Genomic DNA, 18193 nt, shown 5'->3' with positions numbered 1-18193 from the left:
GTTACGATTTTTGGGAGTTCTTCGTTTTTCGGGGACGGCGGTGGCTTGCGCCGTTACGCTTTTCGGGAGTTCTCTCTATTTTCGACACGGCCATGCTGAGCTCCCCTACTTTTTTAAAGTTCTTCTCTCTCCACATACAAAAAGGCAGCACCATCAACTACGATAGCACCTGCCTTCTATTTTTTATAAATAATTAATGCACTGAAACAAAAAACTTGCTCTCCAGAAGCATCGCCAATCAGGGCGACATTATACTTAATATCGATGACATCTCTTGGAGAAATTTGTTCCAGGAATTCATTCATCTCTTCTTCTAAATCCTCTTCATGATCACAATCAAATAGCTTAACTTGTACCACTTCAATCCACCCCTTTTTAGCATGATCGCCAATATCGGTGAATTTTATACTATTCAGAAAATATTTTTTGGTTACAAACAGTTGGAGGTCTGAGACATTTCTTTCACAAAAGCAGAAAATCCCCGGGACTCATTTTAGAATCCTAGGGAATTCCTCTGCAAATCACCTATTTATTTTCCCTTCGGTGTTGTTTCCCCTTGCCACTTAAGCATGCCGCCGACCATGTTCGTAACTTTGTAGCCTTGCGCATTCAGATATTCGCATGTTCTGCCACTGCGGCCACTTGAACGGCAAATCAAAATATATTCTTTGTCTGGATCTAGCTCGTCGAGATGCTCGGGAATTTTCCCCATGGGAATATGAACGGCTCCAGCAATCATTCCTTCTGCCACTTCTTCCTCTTCGCGAACATCGATTAAGTTATATTTCTTCCCTGCTTCTAGCTCTTTCTGTAGCTCTTCTGGGGTGATGGTTTTGATTTCGCTCATCGAATCTTCCTTTCGAAATGAAATGTCTCTATATTATTATCTTTCCTTGTGCATGGTTAGTCAAATGAACGAGCCCCATGTATAAGGAACTTAGCCCAAAGATCGAATCTTAAACCAGATTGTGTGATTTCCCCTTTGAATTGCGGAAATTCTTCATTCTATTGCGCTACTTCCCCTACGGATTGCGGGACTTCGGTACCTGATTCGCGACTTCTTGATATACCATCCCAAAAAGGGCCCAACACATGGATGAGGCCCTCCTGCTTAATTCGCGACAATATTGACCAGCTTGCCTGGAATGGCGATGACTTTGCGAATTGTTTTATCTGCAAGTTGTTGTTTGACTTTTTCATCATCTAATGAAATTTGTTCGAGTTCTTCACGAGAGGCGTCGCGAGAAACTTTGAGTTTAGCGCGGACCTTTCCGTTGATTTGCACGACGACTTCGACTTCATTATCGACTAGTTTGCTTTCGTCATATTCCGGCCATTTTTCATAGGTGATTGTATCTGTATGGCCTAATTTCTCCCAGATTTCTTCGGCGATATGTGGGCAAATGGGCGCCAGCATTTTGATAAAGCCTTCTACATATGGTTTTGGTAAAACATCTACTTTATAGCCTTCGTTGATGAAGACCATTAATTGAGAAATTCCGGTATTAAAATGTAACTGCTCATAATCGCTTGTGACTTTTTTAACAGTTTGATGGTAGACTTTTTCAAGGTCGCCACCGGTTGTATCTTGGATCTTACCAGAAAGTGTGCCATCATCTTGGATGAATAACCGCCAGACACGATCTAGGAAGCGGCGTGAACCATCAAGACCTGTCGTCGACCAGGAAATCGAGGCATCCAATGGTCCCATAAACATCTCATATAAGCGTAATGTGTCTGCCCCATGGCTTTCAATCACTTCATCAGGATTGACGACATTACCTTTAGATTTACTCATTTTCTCATGATTTTCTCCAAGAATCATACCTTGGTTAAATAATTTTTGGAACGGTTCTTTTGTCGGCACAACGCCTAGGTCATATAAAAATTTATGCCAGAAACGGGCGTACAATAAATGAAGGACGGCATGTTCCGCGCCACCGATATAAATATCAACGGGAAGCCATTTTTTCAATAGTTCTGGGTCAGCTAGGAATTCATCGTTGTTAGGATCAATATAACGAAGATAATACCAGCAGCTGCCTGCCCATTGTGGCATTGTGTTTGTTTCTCTTCGACCCTTTTTACCTGTTTCAGGATCGACGACATGAAGCCAGTCAGAAATATTGGCTAACGGAGATTCGCCTGTTCCCGATGGTTTAATTTCATCAGTCTTCGGCAAAATCAGCGGTAATTCTTCCTCGGGAACCCCTGTCATCGTACCATCTTCCCAATGAATAATCGGAATTGGTTCTCCCCAGTAACGTTGACGGCTAAAGAGCCAATCACGTAAACGGTAGGTGATCTTCTTGGTTCCAATGCCTTTTTCTTCAAGCCAAGCGATCATTTTGGAAATGGCTTCATCTTTTCCAAGTCCATCAAGGAAATCGGAATTCACATGAGGTCCATCCCCTGTATAGGCTTCTTTGGCAATGTCTCCACCTGACACGACTTCGATAATCTCCAAACCAAATGTCTTCGCAAATTCATAGTCACGTTCATCATGGGCTGGCACAGCCATAATCGCACCTGTTCCGTAAGACATTAAGACGTAATCGGCAATCCAGATTGGGATCTGCTTACCATTCACAGGGTTAATCGCATACGCCCCAGTAAACACACCGGTTTTTTCCTTCGCCAAATCCGTTCTTTCTAAATCACTTTTGGCTTTGATTTTTTGGATATAAGCTTCTACTTGTTCCTTTTGCGCCGCAGTTGTAATTTTTTCGACAAATGGATGTTCAGGCGCTAACACGGCATAGGTTGCGCCAAACAGTGTGTCTGGACGCGTCGTGAACACGGTAAACGTTTCATCGAAGTCAGCGATCGAAAAGGTCACTTCCGCTCCTTCTGAACGTCCGATCCAGTTACGCTGCATATCTTTAATGCTTTCTGGCCAATCTAGCTCTTCTAGATCCTCAAGTAAGCGATCGGCATATTCGGTAATTTTCAAAATCCATTGCTTCATAGGACGGCGTTCAACCGGATGTCCGCCACGTTCACTCTTGCCATCAATCACTTCTTCATTCGCTAAAACTGTCCCAAGCGCTGGGCACCAGTTCACAGGAATTTCATCGACATAGGCAAGGCCTTTTTCAAACAGCTTGAGGAAAATCCATTGTGTCCATTTATAATAATGCGGATCGGTTGTATTAATTTCCCTGTCCCAATCATAGGAAAAACCAAGTTCTTGGATTTGTCGTTTGAAGGTTTCAATGTTCTTTTTCGTGAATTCTGCTGGATCATTTCCTGTATCAAGGGCATATTGTTCCGCTGGAAGTCCAAAGGCATCCCAGCCCATTGGATGCAAAACATTATAGCCTTGCATTCTCTTCATTCTTGATAAAATATCGGTTGCTGTGTATCCTTCCGGGTGGCCAACATGAAGGCCGGCACCGGATGGATAAGGGAACATATCCAATGCATAAAACTTCTCACCTTCACCGTTTGCATCGGTTTTAAACGTTTGATTGCTTTCCCAATATGTTTGCCACTTTTTTTCTAATTCTTGATGGTTAAAACTCATCTTTCTTCCTCCGTTCATTTTGTAAAACGCGATCAAAGATAAATAGAAAAAGCCTCCCATCCCAAAGAAACCTCTTGGGACGAGAGACTACTTACTCCCGCGGTACCACCCACATTAATGCTTGTTGCATTCACTCATATATCCTTAACGCGGAAAACGGCATAAACTACTTCTTTCGCTTATACAACTAAAAGGCGAGTTCATGATTCATCCTGATTGACTTCCACCAACCGTCAACTCTCTGCACAGTTTGATATCATTACTATTCCTTTATTCACGTTTCAACTATTTTACATCAGATATTTCCAATTGTAATCAAAAATATACATAATAGCAAGAGGGTTTGTATAAAATTACACGTTGTTTACATTCGTCAGGCCGCCATAGAAGAGTTCTTTTTTATAGGTCGATCATAGAAATAAGATAATACAAACGAAACAAGCAATAAGAATATCAATATGATAAATAACACGGACATGCCCCATAAATCGACGAGCATTCCTCCAAGAACAGGGCCAACCATACGGCCCGCTGTTGCCGTGCTATTGACAATCCCTTGGTAAAAGCCTTCTCTTCCTTTTGGGGCTAATTGATTGGCAACGGTTGGGACAACCGGCCATACTAACATTTCTCCTACACTAAGGATGGTCATCGCCGCTAAAAATCCTCTAAAGCCATCGGCAAAACCGGCAACCCCATAGGAAACCATAAAAATGGAAAATCCGACGAGCATTTGTCCCTTTAAGTTTTGGCTACCAAATTTTCGTAATACTTTTTGTAAAACAGGCTGTCCTAATACAATAATGGCTCCATTCACAGTCCAGAGCAGACTGTATTGATTAAGGGACATATTTAATTCCTGTGTATAGGAAGAAATCGTCGCTTGCCATTGTACATAGCAAATCCAGCCTAAAAAGTAAGCTACACAGATAATCGCCAACGCATAAAATTTACTTTTATCGCGAATGGTCCTTCTTTCTTGTAGTACATTGGATTGACCAAGCTGTCCCTCCGCCATATTTTTATAGCTAAATAAGGCGATCAATAAGAAGACGACATACATAGATAGATTGGCAAGGAAGATGTAGTCGAATGAGAAATTGGCGACCACCCCTCCTAAAGCAGAACCAATCGCGACTCCAGCATTTTGTGCGACATAAACAGCATTAAAGGCTCGTCTGCCGCCCTCTTTCCAAACCGAACCAGCCATCGCAAACATGGAAGGAAAGATGATCCCTCCCCCCAGTCCTAAAATGGTGAGGAAAATCACATAATGGGGCCATCCATGCCAAAACGTCATGCCCACTAAGGATAAAATCGAGATCAAGATCCCTAATAGAATCGACTTATAACCGCCGATTTTATCAAAAAAAATCCCTCCTACTAGATTTCCAATCACACTAGCAGCAGAGTTTAACATCAATACTAAACCGGCAATAAATAAAGATTTCCCTAAATAATCATGAATATAGATCGCATTCAGTGGCCATAAAAACGAATTCCCTGTCACACTGACTAGCATCCCGATAACTAATAACCACACTGCCCTTGGCATTTCTTTGCATCTCCTCTCCTATTCTGTGCGTTAACCTCTTCTTTGAAGACAGTGAGGACAAAGCTTTAAAAACTTTATATAAAAGGAAATACCCATTTCCATTGCGACTTAAATCCCTCAGGAGAAGTTTCTCCGCCTTGTGCCTTAGCCATTCTAGTCTATTTGAATAGGAGAAGCAAGATGGATGGAAATATCCAGAACAATCTTGATTTTGCGATAAGAGTCAGACAGATATTTAAGTAGGGGCCATTCCGGCTAAACCGATTAGCCACAATAAAAAAGACCTTGTGGATACAAAGTCGATTTTGGCTTGGAATAGGCTATATTTTATCTACGCGGAACTGTATCAAACAGAGAACTGATTGATTCCCGGTTATGGATTCTTACAACGGCTTCTGCAAATAAGGGTGCCACGGAAATCGTTTTTATTTTCTTGGAGAGGGTGGCTTCGTTCTCAACTGAATCTGTGCCGATTACCAATTCGATTGGGCTGTTTTCTATTTTTTCTACCGCTGCCTCAGTAAGCATGAGGTGGGATAATGCAGCGTAAATTTTATTGGCTCCTCTTTCTTTTAGCCCCTTTGCTAAATCGACTAATGTGCCTCCTGAAATACTAAAATCATCAACAATCAGTGCGTTTTTCCCCTGTACATCACCAATAATCTCTAGAACCTTAGCATTTTCATCATGAGATTTCCTCATTTTATCGCCAATCGCCACAGGGACTTGTAATGAGGTAGCAAAATTTCTTGCCTCCTTCGCAAATCCGACATCAGGCGAAACGACCACTAGCTCTTCTATTCTCATGTTTTGGATATAATCACTAAGGATGGGAAGGGCAAATAAATGATCCACAGGTTTTTTGAAAAAACCTTGAATCTGTGAGCTATGTAAATCCATCGTTAAAATTCGATCCGCTCCGGCCAACTCAATACATTCGGCATAAGCTCTCGCTCTGATCGAAACTCGAGGCTCATCTTTTTTATCTCCTTTAGCATAACCAAAATAAGGGATAATCGCCGTTACAGAATTGGCACTGGCTCTTTTGAAAGCATCCATCCAAAAGAGAATTTCGGTAAATTCATCGTTAGGCTGTAACCCAATCGGTTGAACAAGATAAACATCATGATCCCGAACCGTTTCATTAATTTTTACAAATATATTCCCATCCGAAAATGTTAGGACTTCCGATTTTCCTAACTCAATTCCTATGTAATCACACATTTTTTGGGCAAAAGATTTTCCCGTACTGCCGCCAAATATTTTGATATCGGTATTTGTCAAAACAAGTCCCCCTGCCTTATGTTTAGTATTTTTCACCATTCAACTTGAGGTTCTCTGTTCAGAAAGCGCTTTATACCATTATAGTGGATATCCTCAGTTTCCACAACGCATCGTGTTGGCTGCGCGGTATTTTAACTTTTCGTATTGAATAGCACCTTGAGCCAGGCCCAAGGCGCTTTTTCCTACATCATCGTTCCGTATGGAGGTCGTTCTTGGTTTTGGAGAATCATTTGGTTTTGCAACTGCTGGACTTTCAGTCGAGTTCGATCTAATTGTTCACGTTGTTGGGCGTTGGAGCTGTCTTTGAGTTTTTCCAGTTCCATCACCGCTTGTTCCAAACCAGCCTGGGCTTCACTAAATTCCGCATCTTGATAAAACCCCTGTCTTAATGCTTCATCCAGTTGTTCATTGGCATAAAGAATGGCGTCCTCACAACGATTCATACAATCTTCGACAGACTGTCGCGTTGCCACAACCGATCCTCTCCTTCACCGAATGTTCCCGCAAAGGCGGGTATGTCTAGTTTGTTCCCAAAAGGGAGGGTCTATGATAAAATTTTTTAGTGAAATTGGTTATATTTAGGGGAGTTGAGTCGTTTTGGGGATTGAGCCGATTCTTACATATGTTCGGACTTTATTAACAAGGACAGTACAAAAAGATGATATGGTTGTGGATGCGACGGTCGGAAATGGCCATGATACGGTTTTTTTAGCCAAACTAGTCGGTGAAAATGGCAAAGTATACGGATTTGATATTCAAGCTCAGGCAATTGAGCAAACAATGAAACGTTTACGAACGGAGAATATAGCAGGGCCTGTTCAGCTTTTTCAAACAGGACATGAGCATGTCGCTTCCTATCTTTCCGCTGAAAATGATGGGCAGTTAGCAGCAGCAATATTTAATTTAGGCTATTTGCCCAAAGGGGATAAGGCAATTGTGACCAAGCCAAAGACAACGATTACGGCGATTGAGCAATTGTTGCCTCTCTTGAAGGTCGGTGGCATTCTAGTGCTTGTTGTTTATCATGGCCATGAAGGCGGTGCGGAAGAACGCGATGCCTTACTTGAATATGTTTCCTCGCTTGATCAAGAATTCTTTCATGTTCTTCAATATGCCTTCTTGAATCAACGTAATCACCCTCCCTTTGTCCTTGCGATTGAAAAAAGAAAAAACGTTTCGTAATGTCAAATGCGAAACGATTTTTCCTTTTACTTAACCTTTATCGTGTGAGCGCTAGGAGGATTTCTTCCAAATATGCTGGACTCGGCGATACAACCTGCCATTCCAATAGAAGAAATAGCCCGTTGCACCACTTCGTTTCATCACTTTTCTAGCAAGCAGCCGAACATCTTTCTGTTCATTGACCTTTTGATCAGAGAGGTAGACACCTAATAATCCGCGGTTTATCAATTTATGAAATTTCGTATCAGGTAAAAATTGGGTATGTTCGTCTGCTTTTTCGAGGAAATGCATCAAACGCGAAAATAGTTGTTCATCGTGATCATAGTAAAAACAAAAATTGAGGTCACCTTCTTCACGATCTTCCTCCTGGTCAATGAAATAATCCAAAAGAATATGGAGACCTTGGATATACGGAAAATAGCCATCGCGAATCATTTTTGCATGCTCCGCTTGAAAATCCGCGCGAAGACCATAGGATACTAAACAAAAGATCCCTAGCGTGGAGCCTGCACAGGCGGAAAATTCATACCACGTCATTTCCGGCAGTTGGGCTTGGTGTTCCGCAAACCAATTTTGCAATCTCTCCTCCCGCTCTTCCACGCGAACATGCTTATGTATTTGCAAATCACAATAATAACGGCATAATTCTATAAGATAGGGCTTGATCTCTTCATAATGAGGAAGTTTTTCTAGCATCGATTGGCATGTTCGAACAAGTGCCGTTAAATAACCACCATCATCCTGATCTTCTCGATGGCGGTAATACTCCCGGGGTTCCGCTCCAACCGTGAGCGAGTCGATCATCGCTTCATGCAAGGCGGCAAAATCAAGCGGATCTAAAGAAGTGCTGCGATCACAAAGATTATCTAAATAGTCACTGATGGTTTGGTAAGCGACTATAAACCGGATCGCCGTTTCCTTGTGATCGAATGCGGTTAACGCCATAATCGAGCCGCCTTCACAATGGAAGGTTTTATGCTCGATACTCGCAAGAGCTTGACTCCTTAACTCCGCGTTCGGAATCGTCTCTGCTCTATTTTTCCAATCGTCTAATTCTCGATTAGTAACTGGAAAAACTTGACGAAACACTTGATTCAACAATGTGACAGGATTTACTGGTAATGTCATAACCTTCACCTCTTCATCATTCCAAAAAACGCAATCTCAGTTCAACAAAGTTTTTCGCATAAAGAAAAACTTGTTCCTTTTCTGGTTCATTAAAAATTTCATGATAACAATCAGGCCATTCTTTATAGATTTTCTCCGTGATTTTCACTTGATTAAACCACGCAAAGACTTCTAGTTTATCGACAATTTTATCATCCCCACCTTGGAGAACCAATAAAGGGATATCGGGGAATTTTGATATTTGCGCAAAGGCTAATTTCATAGCACTCACAAGCTCACGATACCAACGGACAGAAACTTTTGTAATCGTTAAACCATCATTTAACGTTCTTTCTTTTACATCTTCGTCCCTTGTTGCAAGATTCACATTTAATCCGGGGTTCACTTTTAATCCCGGTGCAATCCAGTTTAAGCCCACTGTGAGGGCATTTAAAGGGATCGGTGGATATTCTTTTAATCCAAGACATGGTGAGGAAAGAAGCAATCCATCCACTGTGATATCTTTTGTTTGTAACATGCGGATCGCCGTTAATCCACCCATACTATGGCCTAAAACGAAAACAGGAAGGTGATAACTTTTAGCTGTTTGCACCCAATCGACGGTTTCATTCACATATTCATCAAAAGAATCAATATGCCCCCTATGTGCTCTTGTCGTTAAGCCTTGCCCAGGTAAATCCCCAGTGATGACGTGAAAACCTTCCGCCTTCCACATCTCAATCAGCCACCAATAACGCCCATGATGTTCCATAGCTCCGTGAATAATCACGATCACACCAACAGCAGGCTGTTCTGTTTCAAATTTTTTCATATGCATTCACCACATGTTTTCGTGTAAATTCTCTATCATTATTATAACCTGATTTCAAAGGTTATGCGGGATTTTAGCTTACACTCACTCGCCTATAGTTGTTATATAAATTTTACTCCACCTCTCCAGTCTCTATACCTTTTTTGTTAAACTAAGAGGAGAACAAAGAGGAAGGTGATGTTTTTGTCTATTTACCCATTTAACGGAAAAAAGCCAGAAATGGATGAATCTGTTTTTATCGCGGATTTCGTCACGATTACAGGAGATGTAAAAATTGGTGCTGACTCAAGCGTTTGGTTTCATTCGGTCATTCGCGGGGACGTGGCTCCGACCATCATTGGAAAACGGGTGAATATTCAAGATCAATGTCTTTTACATCAAAGCCCTGATCGCCCACTAATTATTGAGGATGATGTGACAATTGGTCATCAAGTGATTTTACATAGCAGTATCATTCGCCAAAAAGCCTTGATTGGCATGGGGTCGATTATTCTTGATGGTGCTGAAATTGGAGAAGGGGCTTTTATTGGGGCAGGAAGCCTCGTTTCTCAAGGAAAAAAGATTCCACCAAATAGCTTGGCCTTTGGCCGCCCTGCAAAAGTCATTCGTCCTTTAACAGAAGAGGACATTCAAGATATGGAACGAATTTCAAGGGAGTATGTGGAAAAGGCGAAGTATTATAAGGGGTTAAAAAAGTAAAGATTCATAGGTATTTTTTTCTGCTTCTGACAATCCGGTGAAAATGTTGAAGTTTTTCTTATTTTTGCCGATAAAATAGACAAAGGAAATAGAAGCAAGGGTGAGTTTTCAATGGTCTATTTTTTGAGCTCTTTAATCATATTGATTGTCATCGTCATCGTTTTTCTTATCGTAAAATTTCAGCTAAAGCAAATGAAAAATCTTTTTCTTACATGCCTATTAGTGTTCATCATTGTCATTTTATTGGATTCCAATTGGAGTGAGGTGCATACTGTCGAGGGACATGAATCGCTTGAGGTACCGCAATCCGAATATGCCTTCATAAAAATAAAGGATGAGGTGAAAATCGATACTCCAGTTATTTCTCAACTTCCTGAATTACCAAGAGGTTGTGAGGTGACTTCATTGGCGATGTTGCTGGATAGTGCTGGCGTTCATGCGGATAAAATGGAGCTAGCCGAGAGGGTTAAGAAGAACCCGGCCAAAAGGGAAATAAAGGATGGAAACATTTATTATGGCGATCCTCATAACGGCTTTGTTGGGGATATGTATACATTTGAGAAGCCTGGGCTTGGGGTGTATCACGAGCCCATTATGGAACTAGCAGAAGCTTATTTACCAGGACAAATCGTCAATTTAACTGGACAAACGTTTGAAGAATTGAAAATCCCTCTTTCGGATGGTAGACCTGTGTGGGTGATTATCAATACCGAGTACCGTGAATTAGAAGACTCGTATTTTCAAACCTGGCATACAGAATCAGGAGAAATCCGTATTACGAGGAAAGAACATTCTGTCTTAATCACTGGGTATGACAAGCACTTCGTCTATTTCAATGATCCTTTAAAGAAAAACAAAAAAGCTCCCATTAAAGACTTTGAAAAATCTTGGGTGCAAATGGGGAGCCAGGCGATTACGTATTCAACAATAAAGTAGGGTAACCTCTCCGGGGCTACCCTACTTTATTTCGTAAAATACTCAATGCTACTAGAAGGCAAATTTCTTTTTTTAAACTTTCCAGCTTATTCCAGATCGTTCATATTTTTCAAGTTTCAGTTGCTTTAGCCCATATCAAACAGTAAAAATGTGTAATCTTAATTCCTTTCTCTGTGGCATGTTTTTCAAAATTGGTTACAATCTTGTCAAAGCACATTTCATTAACGTACTGTGTGTACTCTTCACTCTGCCCGAAACACTTCATAACTAGTACATCTTCGGGTGAAGGAATCCATACAGTTTCCTGTAAGTGTCTAAACTGTATATCGATAAGTCCACTTTTAGCAAGTCCTCCATTATCACATCTAATACCGGTGTTCCTTTAGAAGGTGGAGGAAACAACCCTGGAAAGTACTCACCTAACTCAGAACCTTTCCCGTTACCATCGACCGGATGAAATAATATTAGACTACCTCCAGGACGAACAACTCTGTTCCCTTCCTGATACCAACTTGTCGGACCTTTTTTGGTATAAGCTACATCGAAATAATCATTTGGAAAAGGTAAACCCTCATGTGTACGACCTATTACATACCTTACATTTGGCTTTTTATGTTTATTAGCCGTCGCGATAAATCCTTCAGTCATATCATATCCGACGACTTCATCCGCAAAACTTGCCCATTTATTTGTAAATTCTCCATGTCCACACCCTACATCCAATACCTTTCCGTGTAGATGAAATTCTAATTCTTTTGCAAGTATATTTTCTGCAATTAATCCTTCATGGTGAAAATTCCAGGTATACTCATATTTTCCAGTTAAAGACGCCAACTGTTGACACCATTCTTTGCTTTGACCACGTAAGTAATCCGGATGTTCATTCATATTTGGAAAGACAATTTCATTAGGCCGCATTAGCTCTCACCTTTGTCAAATAATTGTATTCCTATAGTTATTTTATTTCTACAACGTTATTCCTTCTTTAATTGTCACTTTTGCTAAACTTGATTGTATTTGTAATAACTTTATGACCTCAGAATTAAACGGGAATTCTCTGCTAGCCACTTTTCTTTTGAGCTCTTCCAATTCGAATCTAGCTCGTTCCTTGAGTTCCGCAGGATATTGATATTTCACACTATTTTCTTCAAATTCATCCTCATCCACCACTTGCCAATCGCCTTTGAGCCCATTTTTATTTCCATAACCGTTCAGAAGTTACCTTATTATTTTTATATTTTAATAGATAAATGTCAGGATTACTCAGATTTTTCCAATCGTCGAAGCCGAAATCTTTATCAAAATGCTTTAAGAGTAGAGACATTAAATTTCCGTGTGTCACAATAATCGTGTTTTCATGGTTACTATTAAAAATACTTTCGATAACCTCAACAATTCGTTTCGTGGCATCTAAACTAGACTCTCCACCTTCAAATTTCAGTTCAAAATCATCAAATGTTGCTTTTAGTTTTTCAAACCAATCGGGATAGTTTTGGGTGCTTAGTATACGTTCTGCTAATCGAGTGTCTATTTCAATCTGAATCTTTAATTTCTTGGCAAGTGGACGAATAGATGTAATCGCCCGTTTATAAGGACTTGAAATGATTCTGTCTATTTTAATTTCAGAAAAAAACTCACGTAAATCTAACGCTTGCTTAAGACCCCTATCTGTCAGTTGCGCTTCAGGTGACTGTCCTTCTGCCTTACAATGCCTAACAACATAAATTTTCTTCAATAAAAATCACTCCAGTATATGTATAAACTTTTTATCACAAATGAATTGGTTTGCAGACTTCTTTCCATTTCATTTTGTATATACCTTCCTGTTCATAAATAAATTCTACTTACCTGCCATTTTTAACACTTGAATGTAATCCCTTGCCCCATGCAATATTCGATAAATAAATACAGTGTTTTCAATTACTCGATAAAAAGCTATATAGGGTTCCGAAATGATCCTTCGAAACTCATAATGACTGAGTGATTTCTCTCTCAGTTTCGTCCCTGCAAACGGGAAAGTCTCAAGATGTTTTAATGATGTAATAATGCGTTAAGGTCACTATCAGCTGTGGAAGTAATTCCACTTTATAACGTTTCATTAATTTTCTCCTTAATTCTTTCATACGCTGAATCAAGTGAGGTGGTCTTTTCTCCATTTAATCGTTGTTCTTCGGCATGTAATAGTTTGTCTTTAAGATCAAGGAGTGCTTCTCTTCTTTCAAATGCATCAATGCCCATGAGAACAAGATCCCCTTCTCCAAAATTTAGTACTCCTATTGTAACTTAAAAAAGATATGATTCCCATTGTAAATTGGAAATCATATCTCCTCAGTAGTCTTGAATAATTTACGAGTGGGACACAGCTAGTTCCTTCCCAAAATCGTATTGTTCTTCTACATAGACCGCGTGCCAAATCATAAAGACGAGGACTGTCCAAATTTTACGGCTGTAGTCCATTTTTCCTTGGCAATGATCCTCTAATAACTTCAGTATATATTGCTTATCTAAGATATAATCAGTATCGCTACCCCGAATAATTTCTTTTGCCCAATCATGCATTTCATCTTTTAACCAGTGACGAATTGGGACAGGGAAGCCTAACTTTTTCCGATCCAATACATGGTCAGGAATGATGCCCTCTGCTGCTTTGCGCAGTACATATTTCGTTGTGCCATCCGCTGTTTTTAAACTGGTTGGAATTCTTGAGGCGACATTGAATACTTCTTTATCTAAAAATGGCACCCGTAATTCTAGGGAATGCGCCATCGTCATTTTGTCCGCTTTTAATAAAATATCGCCACGCATCCATGTGTGAATATCCACAAATTGCATGCGATCGACAGGATCATAGCCGACCGTATCTTGGTACAGTGGGCGCGTGATATCCCGATAATCCAAGCGATCATTATATTGCTTTAACAAACGACGTTTTTCACTTTCCTCAAACATTTTCGCGTTGCCAATATATCTTTCCTCCATTGGGGTCACTCCACGTTCAATGAAGCTTTTTCCTTTTACCCCTTCCGGAAGCACATTCGCTAATGCTCGTAAAATCGTTTTTCCTACTTTTGGTATTTTATTAAATACTTCTAAAGATTGTGGTTCTCGGTAAATATTATAGCCACCAAACAATTCATCTGACCCTTCTCCTGAAAGCACGACTGTGACATGTTTTCGCGCTTCTCTTGCCACAAAATAGAGCGGCACACAAGCAGGGTCTGCCAATGGATCATCCATATACCACATGATCTTCGGTAATTCCTTCATATATTCCTCAGGCGTAATGACGTAACTGATGTTTTCAACACCCAATTTTTCGGCTGTTTCTTTGGCCACATCAATTTCACTAAAGCCATTCCGCTCAAAACCAACGGAAAAAGTTTTGATTTCCGGATTAAATAACTTCGCAATTGAGACAATAATGGTAGAGTCAATCCCACCTGAAAGAAACGAACCAACTGGAACATCACTGCGCATATGCATATTGACGGAATCAAAGAGAACATCCTTAATTTCCTGAATAAATTCCTTTTCGGATTTTTGGACAGGCTGGAAATGGGCTTTCCAGTAACGTTGGATTTTCAAGGGCTGATTCACTTTTTTCGTAAAATAATGACCTGGCTCTAATTTCTTAATTCCATTCGTCATTGTTTCAGGTTCTGGTACAAATTGATACGTTAAATATTGTTGCAAGGAATCGAGATTCAATTCATTTTTTTCGATCGCGAGTAAAATACTCTTTTTCTCCGATGCGAAAAATGTCCTTGCCCCATCTTCTTTATAAAAGAATGGTTTGATCCCAAATGGATCGCGGGCACCAAATAAAGATTGTTCTTCTTTATCCCAAATAAGAAAAGCAAACATTCCCCGTAGCTTTTCCACTGCTTTTTCGCCTAATTGACTGAAAAGCGCAATTAATACTTCTGTATCGGAATCCGTATCAAATGTACATCCAGCTTGGAGCAGTTCTTCACGCAATTCCACATAATTATAGATTTCTCCATTAAAAATAATCCAATAGCGGTCATTTTCATATGAAAGCGGCTGTTTTCCACTTTCAATATCAATGATGCTTAGTCTGCGAAAACCAAATTGAACATGCTCATCTTCAAAATAACCTTCATCATCTGGACCACGATGGGTAATGATTGTATTCATTTGATGAAATAGTGCTTTGTCTGGATGCTTTTCTGATGTTGGATGATCATGGATACAACCGATAAAACCGCACATGTTTCGACACTCCTCTATAGTAAACAACTAGTACTCATTCTCAATGTTTCTATTTTAGCATTTAATCCAAATCTTTGTCAGTATTTATCCGTAAAAATAAGTGTTCAAAAAGGAGGATAAAAAGGACCAAGAAGTTCGAGGCGGCGCAGTTTCGAGCAGCGCAATGTATGCATTTAGATACATGAGCAGCGTAGAAACAAGCCAACGAAGAAATTCGATGTGTCATTTTTACCGGACTTTTTTGAACATCCTTCAAAAAATAACAGAGCAAATCTTGGCTCTGTTATTTTCTCCCAAATCCTAATAATCATACATATATTATCCCGGATCAACTGGCAGTAAGACCCCTACTTCAAGAATCCGAGGGAAACAAGAGTTGTAAGTGGGGGATCAACTGCCAGTAAATCCCCGATTGAAGTTTCACTTTATTGTATAGCTTTCAATAGTTCTTCTGCCTTATCTGTTCTTTCCCACGGGAGATCAAGATCAGGTCGACCAAAATGGCCGTAGGCGGCGGTTTGTTTGTAGATGGGCCGTCTAAGGTCTAACATTTTGATAATTCCAGCAGGGCGTAGGTCAAAATGGGCACGAATTGCCTCAACGAGCAGTTCTTCTGATACGGTTCCTGTTCCAAATGTATCAACGGAGATGGAAACAGGTTGAGCCACACCAATCGCATAGGCCAATTGTACTTCGCATTTATCGGCAAGGCCTGCGGCGACAATGTTTTTGGCTACATAACGGGCGGCATATGCTGCGGAACGATCGACTTTTGTTGGATCTTTCCCAGAGAAAGCTCCTCCTCCATGTCGCGCATAGCCTCCATACGTATCAACAATGATTTTTCTGCCTGTTAGTCCAGCATCCCCTTGTGGTCCACCAATCACAAATCGGCCGGTCGGGTTAATAAAGTACTTCGTTTCCTCATCCAATAACCCTTCCGGAACAACAGGAGCAATGACACAGTTTTTCATATCCTCTTGGATTTGTGCTAACTCAATGTCTGGATGATGTTGAGTAGAAATGACAATCGTATCAATTCGAACAGGATGTCCCTCTTCATCATATTCTACCGTCACTTGGGTTTTACCATCTGGTCGTAGATAAGGAAGAACTTTTTGTTTTCTCACTTCCGCTAGTTTCCTTGAAATTCGATGAGCTAATGAGATCGGAAGAGGCATTAATTCCTCTGTTTCATTACATGCGTAGCCAAACATTAAGCCTTGGTCCCCAGCACCAATCGCTTCGATTTCCGCTTCCGTCATTTTTCCTTCCCTTGCTTCTAATGCTGTGTTCACGCCTGAAGCAATATCTGGAGATTGTTCATCAATTGAAGTCATGACCGCACATGTCTGCGCATCAAAACCATATTTCGCGCGGGTATAACCGATGTCCTTTAATGTGTCTCTTACAATTTTTGGAATATCCACATATGTTGTGGTGGTAATTTCTCCTGCTACTAGTACAAGCCCAGTCGTGACCGAAGTTTCACAGGCCACGCGAGCATTGGGATCGTCAGCCAAAAGTTCATCTAAAATAGAGTCAGAAATTTGATCACATATTTTGTCTGGATGTCCTTCTGTGACAGATTCCGAAGTAAATAAACGTCGATTTTTTGACACCTATGTTCCTCCTCCAAGTTTCTCTCTAAAAAAACGAAAAACCTTTCCCGTATAAAAATAGAGGAAAGGTTAATTCTTATCCGAGCCTTTCACTCTTATCGTCCAAGGCCATCCACCTTGCACCAGGTTAGCACCTTGCTACGGGAAATCAATTGATTCGTAGTAGGTTGCTGGGTTTCACAGGGCCTGTTCCCTCCACCATCTCAGGATAAGAGTATCCGTTCAATGTAAAATCATAACGCAAATTCCGACAAGGGTCAAGTGAAGAATTTTCTGATTGGAAGATAGAGTGAAAAGTCGTTATAATGAAAGACATAAAATAAACTCCTATTGACGGTTGGAAAGAGGTGGTTGTGTTTATGGCTAGGGTAGATCTTCCTGAAGAGTATTTGCAGGATTTTTTTAGTACGGCTTGCCCATCATTCTTCAGCCATAGAAGGAAATACGATTAGTTTGCCAGATACAGTGTCTATTATTTTGCACAATACGATCCCAGGTAAAACATCGCGAAGGGAATATTTTGAAATTGAAAATCACAGAGAAACGTTTCATTATATGCTGGAGAATGTTATAAATGGAACGGCACTTTCTTTATCCATTATCAAAGGGATCCATGAAAGATTGACAGATAGATTATTGGTTGATAAAGAGCAATTTAAACAGTCGGAAAATGCCATTATGGGGGCGGATTTTAAAACAGCGAGTCCCCAAGAAACACCTCATCTTATGAAGCAATGGGTAGATAACCTAAACTATCAGCTAGAACACGCAACAGAGCGTGATGACATAGTTAGAATTGTGATCGATTTTCATATTCAGTTTGAACGCATTCATCCATTTTCGGATGGAAATGGACGTACTGGGAGAATGCTAATCAATTATTCTTTGTTAGAAAGAGATCTTCCTCCACTGATCATAAGGGCTAAAGATAAACCTGACTATATCCATTATTTAGGGACCGCTAACATTGAACAGTTTACCGAATTTGCTTTGGAACGGATGAAGGAAGAAGCGGAACGTCTTAAGTGTTTTATGAATGTAGAGGAAAAAATCTTAAAAGACTGGGATGAATGATTAGGGAAACATCTGCAAAAAGAGGCTGGGACAAAACTCCAGTAAATAAAATTAAGGCGTTGGGGCTTACACTTAAAAAGTGTAGACCCCACGCCTTTTTTTGTCGCTATTTTAGTAAACAAAAAGGACACCTTTTGATAAAA

The 18193-nt window shown here is 40.3% G+C and carries 19 protein-coding genes, 1 riboswitch and 1 other annotated feature; of the genes, 4 read left to right on the top strand and 15 right to left on the bottom strand.

Going from position 1 to position 18193, the window contains the following annotated elements; all coding sequences use genetic code 11:
• Nucleotides 1–176 precede the first annotated feature (176 nt).
• From KI363_RS09745 to KI363_RS09720, 6 genes are all read right to left on the bottom strand, one after another.
• Nucleotides 177–359: a sporulation protein Cse60 gene (locus tag KI363_RS09745; protein WP_158321429.1), complete on the bottom strand. Its 183-nt coding sequence runs from the start codon at nucleotides 357–359 to the stop codon at nucleotides 177–179.
• Nucleotides 360–529: 170 nt separating this feature from the next.
• A complete protein-coding gene (locus tag KI363_RS09740) occupies nucleotides 530–847 on the bottom strand; it encodes a rhodanese-like domain-containing protein (protein ID WP_158321430.1) in 318 nt (105 codons plus the stop codon).
• Between the two features lie 264 nt (nucleotides 848–1111).
• Nucleotides 1112–3526 carry a leucine--tRNA ligase gene (gene leuS / locus KI363_RS09735; protein ID WP_158321431.1) on the bottom strand — a complete coding sequence of 805 codons (2415 nt, stop codon included), beginning with the start codon at nucleotides 3524–3526 and terminating at the stop codon, nucleotides 1112–1114.
• Nucleotides 3527–3598: 72 nt separating this feature from the next.
• Nucleotides 3599–3812, bottom strand: a binding site (T-box leader).
• 87 nt (nucleotides 3813–3899) lie between these two features.
• The gene (locus KI363_RS09730) at nucleotides 3900–5081 is read right to left on the bottom strand and encodes an MDR family MFS transporter (RefSeq protein ID WP_158321432.1); all 1182 of its coding nucleotides are present in this window, start codon (nucleotides 5079–5081) and stop codon (nucleotides 3900–3902) included.
• A 327-nt stretch (nucleotides 5082–5408) separates the two neighbouring features.
• Complete coding sequence (locus KI363_RS09725) at nucleotides 5409–6365, bottom strand: ribose-phosphate diphosphokinase (RefSeq protein ID WP_212966221.1); 957 nt, start codon at nucleotides 6363–6365, stop codon at nucleotides 5409–5411.
• 182 nt (nucleotides 6366–6547) lie between these two features.
• Entirely contained in the window at nucleotides 6548–6838 is a 291-nt protein-coding gene (locus tag KI363_RS09720) for a YtzC family protein (protein WP_057982151.1), read from the bottom strand.
• A gap of 124 nt (nucleotides 6839–6962) precedes the next feature.
• On the opposite strand from KI363_RS09720, the gene mnmM reads away from it, so the two are divergent.
• Nucleotides 6963–7547 carry a tRNA 5-(aminomethyl)-2-thiouridylate-methyltransferase MnmM gene (gene mnmM, locus KI363_RS09715; RefSeq protein ID WP_158321435.1) on the top strand — a complete coding sequence of 195 codons (585 nt, stop codon included), beginning with the start codon at nucleotides 6963–6965 and terminating at the stop codon, nucleotides 7545–7547.
• Nucleotides 7548–7598: 51 nt separating this feature from the next.
• Here the strand turns inward: mnmM and tbcS are convergent, their stop codons facing one another.
• Nucleotides 7599–8675 (bottom strand): tetraprenyl-beta-curcumene synthase, encoded by a 1077-nt coding sequence (gene tbcS, locus KI363_RS09710; RefSeq protein WP_212966220.1) that lies wholly within the window; start codon nucleotides 8673–8675, stop codon nucleotides 7599–7601.
• A gap of 16 nt (nucleotides 8676–8691) precedes the next feature.
• Nucleotides 8692–9486 (bottom strand): alpha/beta hydrolase, encoded by a 795-nt coding sequence (locus KI363_RS09705; protein ID WP_212966219.1) that lies wholly within the window; start codon nucleotides 9484–9486, stop codon nucleotides 8692–8694.
• A gap of 177 nt (nucleotides 9487–9663) precedes the next feature.
• Here KI363_RS09705 and KI363_RS09700 point away from each other — a divergent pair, with 177 nt between their 5' ends.
• Entirely contained in the window at nucleotides 9664–10185 is a 522-nt protein-coding gene (locus tag KI363_RS09700; protein ID WP_158321438.1) for a gamma carbonic anhydrase, read from the top strand.
• Nucleotides 10186–10296: 111 nt separating this feature from the next.
• Nucleotides 10297–11121, top strand: a complete 825-nt coding sequence (locus tag KI363_RS09695) for a C39 family peptidase (RefSeq protein WP_212966218.1) — start codon at nucleotides 10297–10299, stop codon at nucleotides 11119–11121.
• A gap of 267 nt (nucleotides 11122–11388) precedes the next feature.
• On the opposite strand, the gene KI363_RS09690 is transcribed toward KI363_RS09695, so the two are convergent.
• The 7 genes from KI363_RS09690 to metK all read right to left on the bottom strand — a co-directional run bounded on the left by KI363_RS09690 (nucleotide 11389) and on the right by metK (nucleotide 16976).
• Nucleotides 11389–12039 (bottom strand): class I SAM-dependent methyltransferase, encoded by a 651-nt coding sequence (locus KI363_RS09690; RefSeq protein WP_212966217.1) that lies wholly within the window; start codon nucleotides 12037–12039, stop codon nucleotides 11389–11391.
• A 48-nt stretch (nucleotides 12040–12087) separates the two neighbouring features.
• Nucleotides 12088–12291, bottom strand: coding sequence for a DUF402 domain-containing protein (locus KI363_RS09685; protein WP_158321441.1), 204 nt, complete (start codon nucleotides 12289–12291; stop codon nucleotides 12088–12090).
• Between the two features lie 25 nt (nucleotides 12292–12316).
• Nucleotides 12317–12856 carry a histidine phosphatase family protein gene (locus tag KI363_RS09680; protein WP_212966216.1) on the bottom strand — a complete coding sequence of 180 codons (540 nt, stop codon included), beginning with the start codon at nucleotides 12854–12856 and terminating at the stop codon, nucleotides 12317–12319.
• 105 nt (nucleotides 12857–12961) lie between these two features.
• Complete coding sequence (locus tag KI363_RS22360) at nucleotides 12962–13165, bottom strand: type II toxin-antitoxin system RelE/ParE family toxin (protein WP_373306770.1); 204 nt, start codon at nucleotides 13163–13165, stop codon at nucleotides 12962–12964.
• A 41-nt stretch (nucleotides 13166–13206) separates the two neighbouring features.
• Nucleotides 13207–13359: a hypothetical protein gene (locus tag KI363_RS09670; RefSeq protein WP_212966215.1), complete on the bottom strand. Its 153-nt coding sequence runs from the start codon at nucleotides 13357–13359 to the stop codon at nucleotides 13207–13209.
• Between the two features lie 108 nt (nucleotides 13360–13467).
• On the bottom strand, nucleotides 13468–15354 hold the full coding sequence (gene asnB, locus KI363_RS09665) for an asparagine synthase (glutamine-hydrolyzing) (RefSeq protein ID WP_212966214.1): 1887 nt from the start codon (nucleotides 15352–15354) through the stop codon (nucleotides 13468–13470).
• Between the two features lie 425 nt (nucleotides 15355–15779).
• The gene (gene metK / locus KI363_RS09660; protein WP_158321444.1) at nucleotides 15780–16976 is read right to left on the bottom strand and encodes a methionine adenosyltransferase; all 1197 of its coding nucleotides are present in this window, start codon (nucleotides 16974–16976) and stop codon (nucleotides 15780–15782) included.
• 92 nt (nucleotides 16977–17068) lie between these two features.
• A riboswitch (SAM riboswitch) is annotated at nucleotides 17069–17191 on the bottom strand.
• 238 nt (nucleotides 17192–17429) lie between these two features.
• Here metK and KI363_RS09655 point away from each other — a divergent pair.
• Nucleotides 17430–18050: a Fic family protein gene (locus KI363_RS09655; RefSeq protein ID WP_246516824.1), complete on the top strand. Its 621-nt coding sequence runs from the start codon at nucleotides 17430–17432 to the stop codon at nucleotides 18048–18050.
• Nucleotides 18051–18193 lie beyond the last annotated feature (143 nt).

Origin of the sequence: Lederbergia ruris (assembly GCF_018332955.1) — a bacterium.
Taxonomy (GTDB): Bacteria; Bacillota; Bacilli; order Bacillales; family Bacillaceae_C; genus Lederbergia; species Lederbergia ruris.
This window is presented reverse-complemented; position numbering and strand designations above follow the sequence as displayed.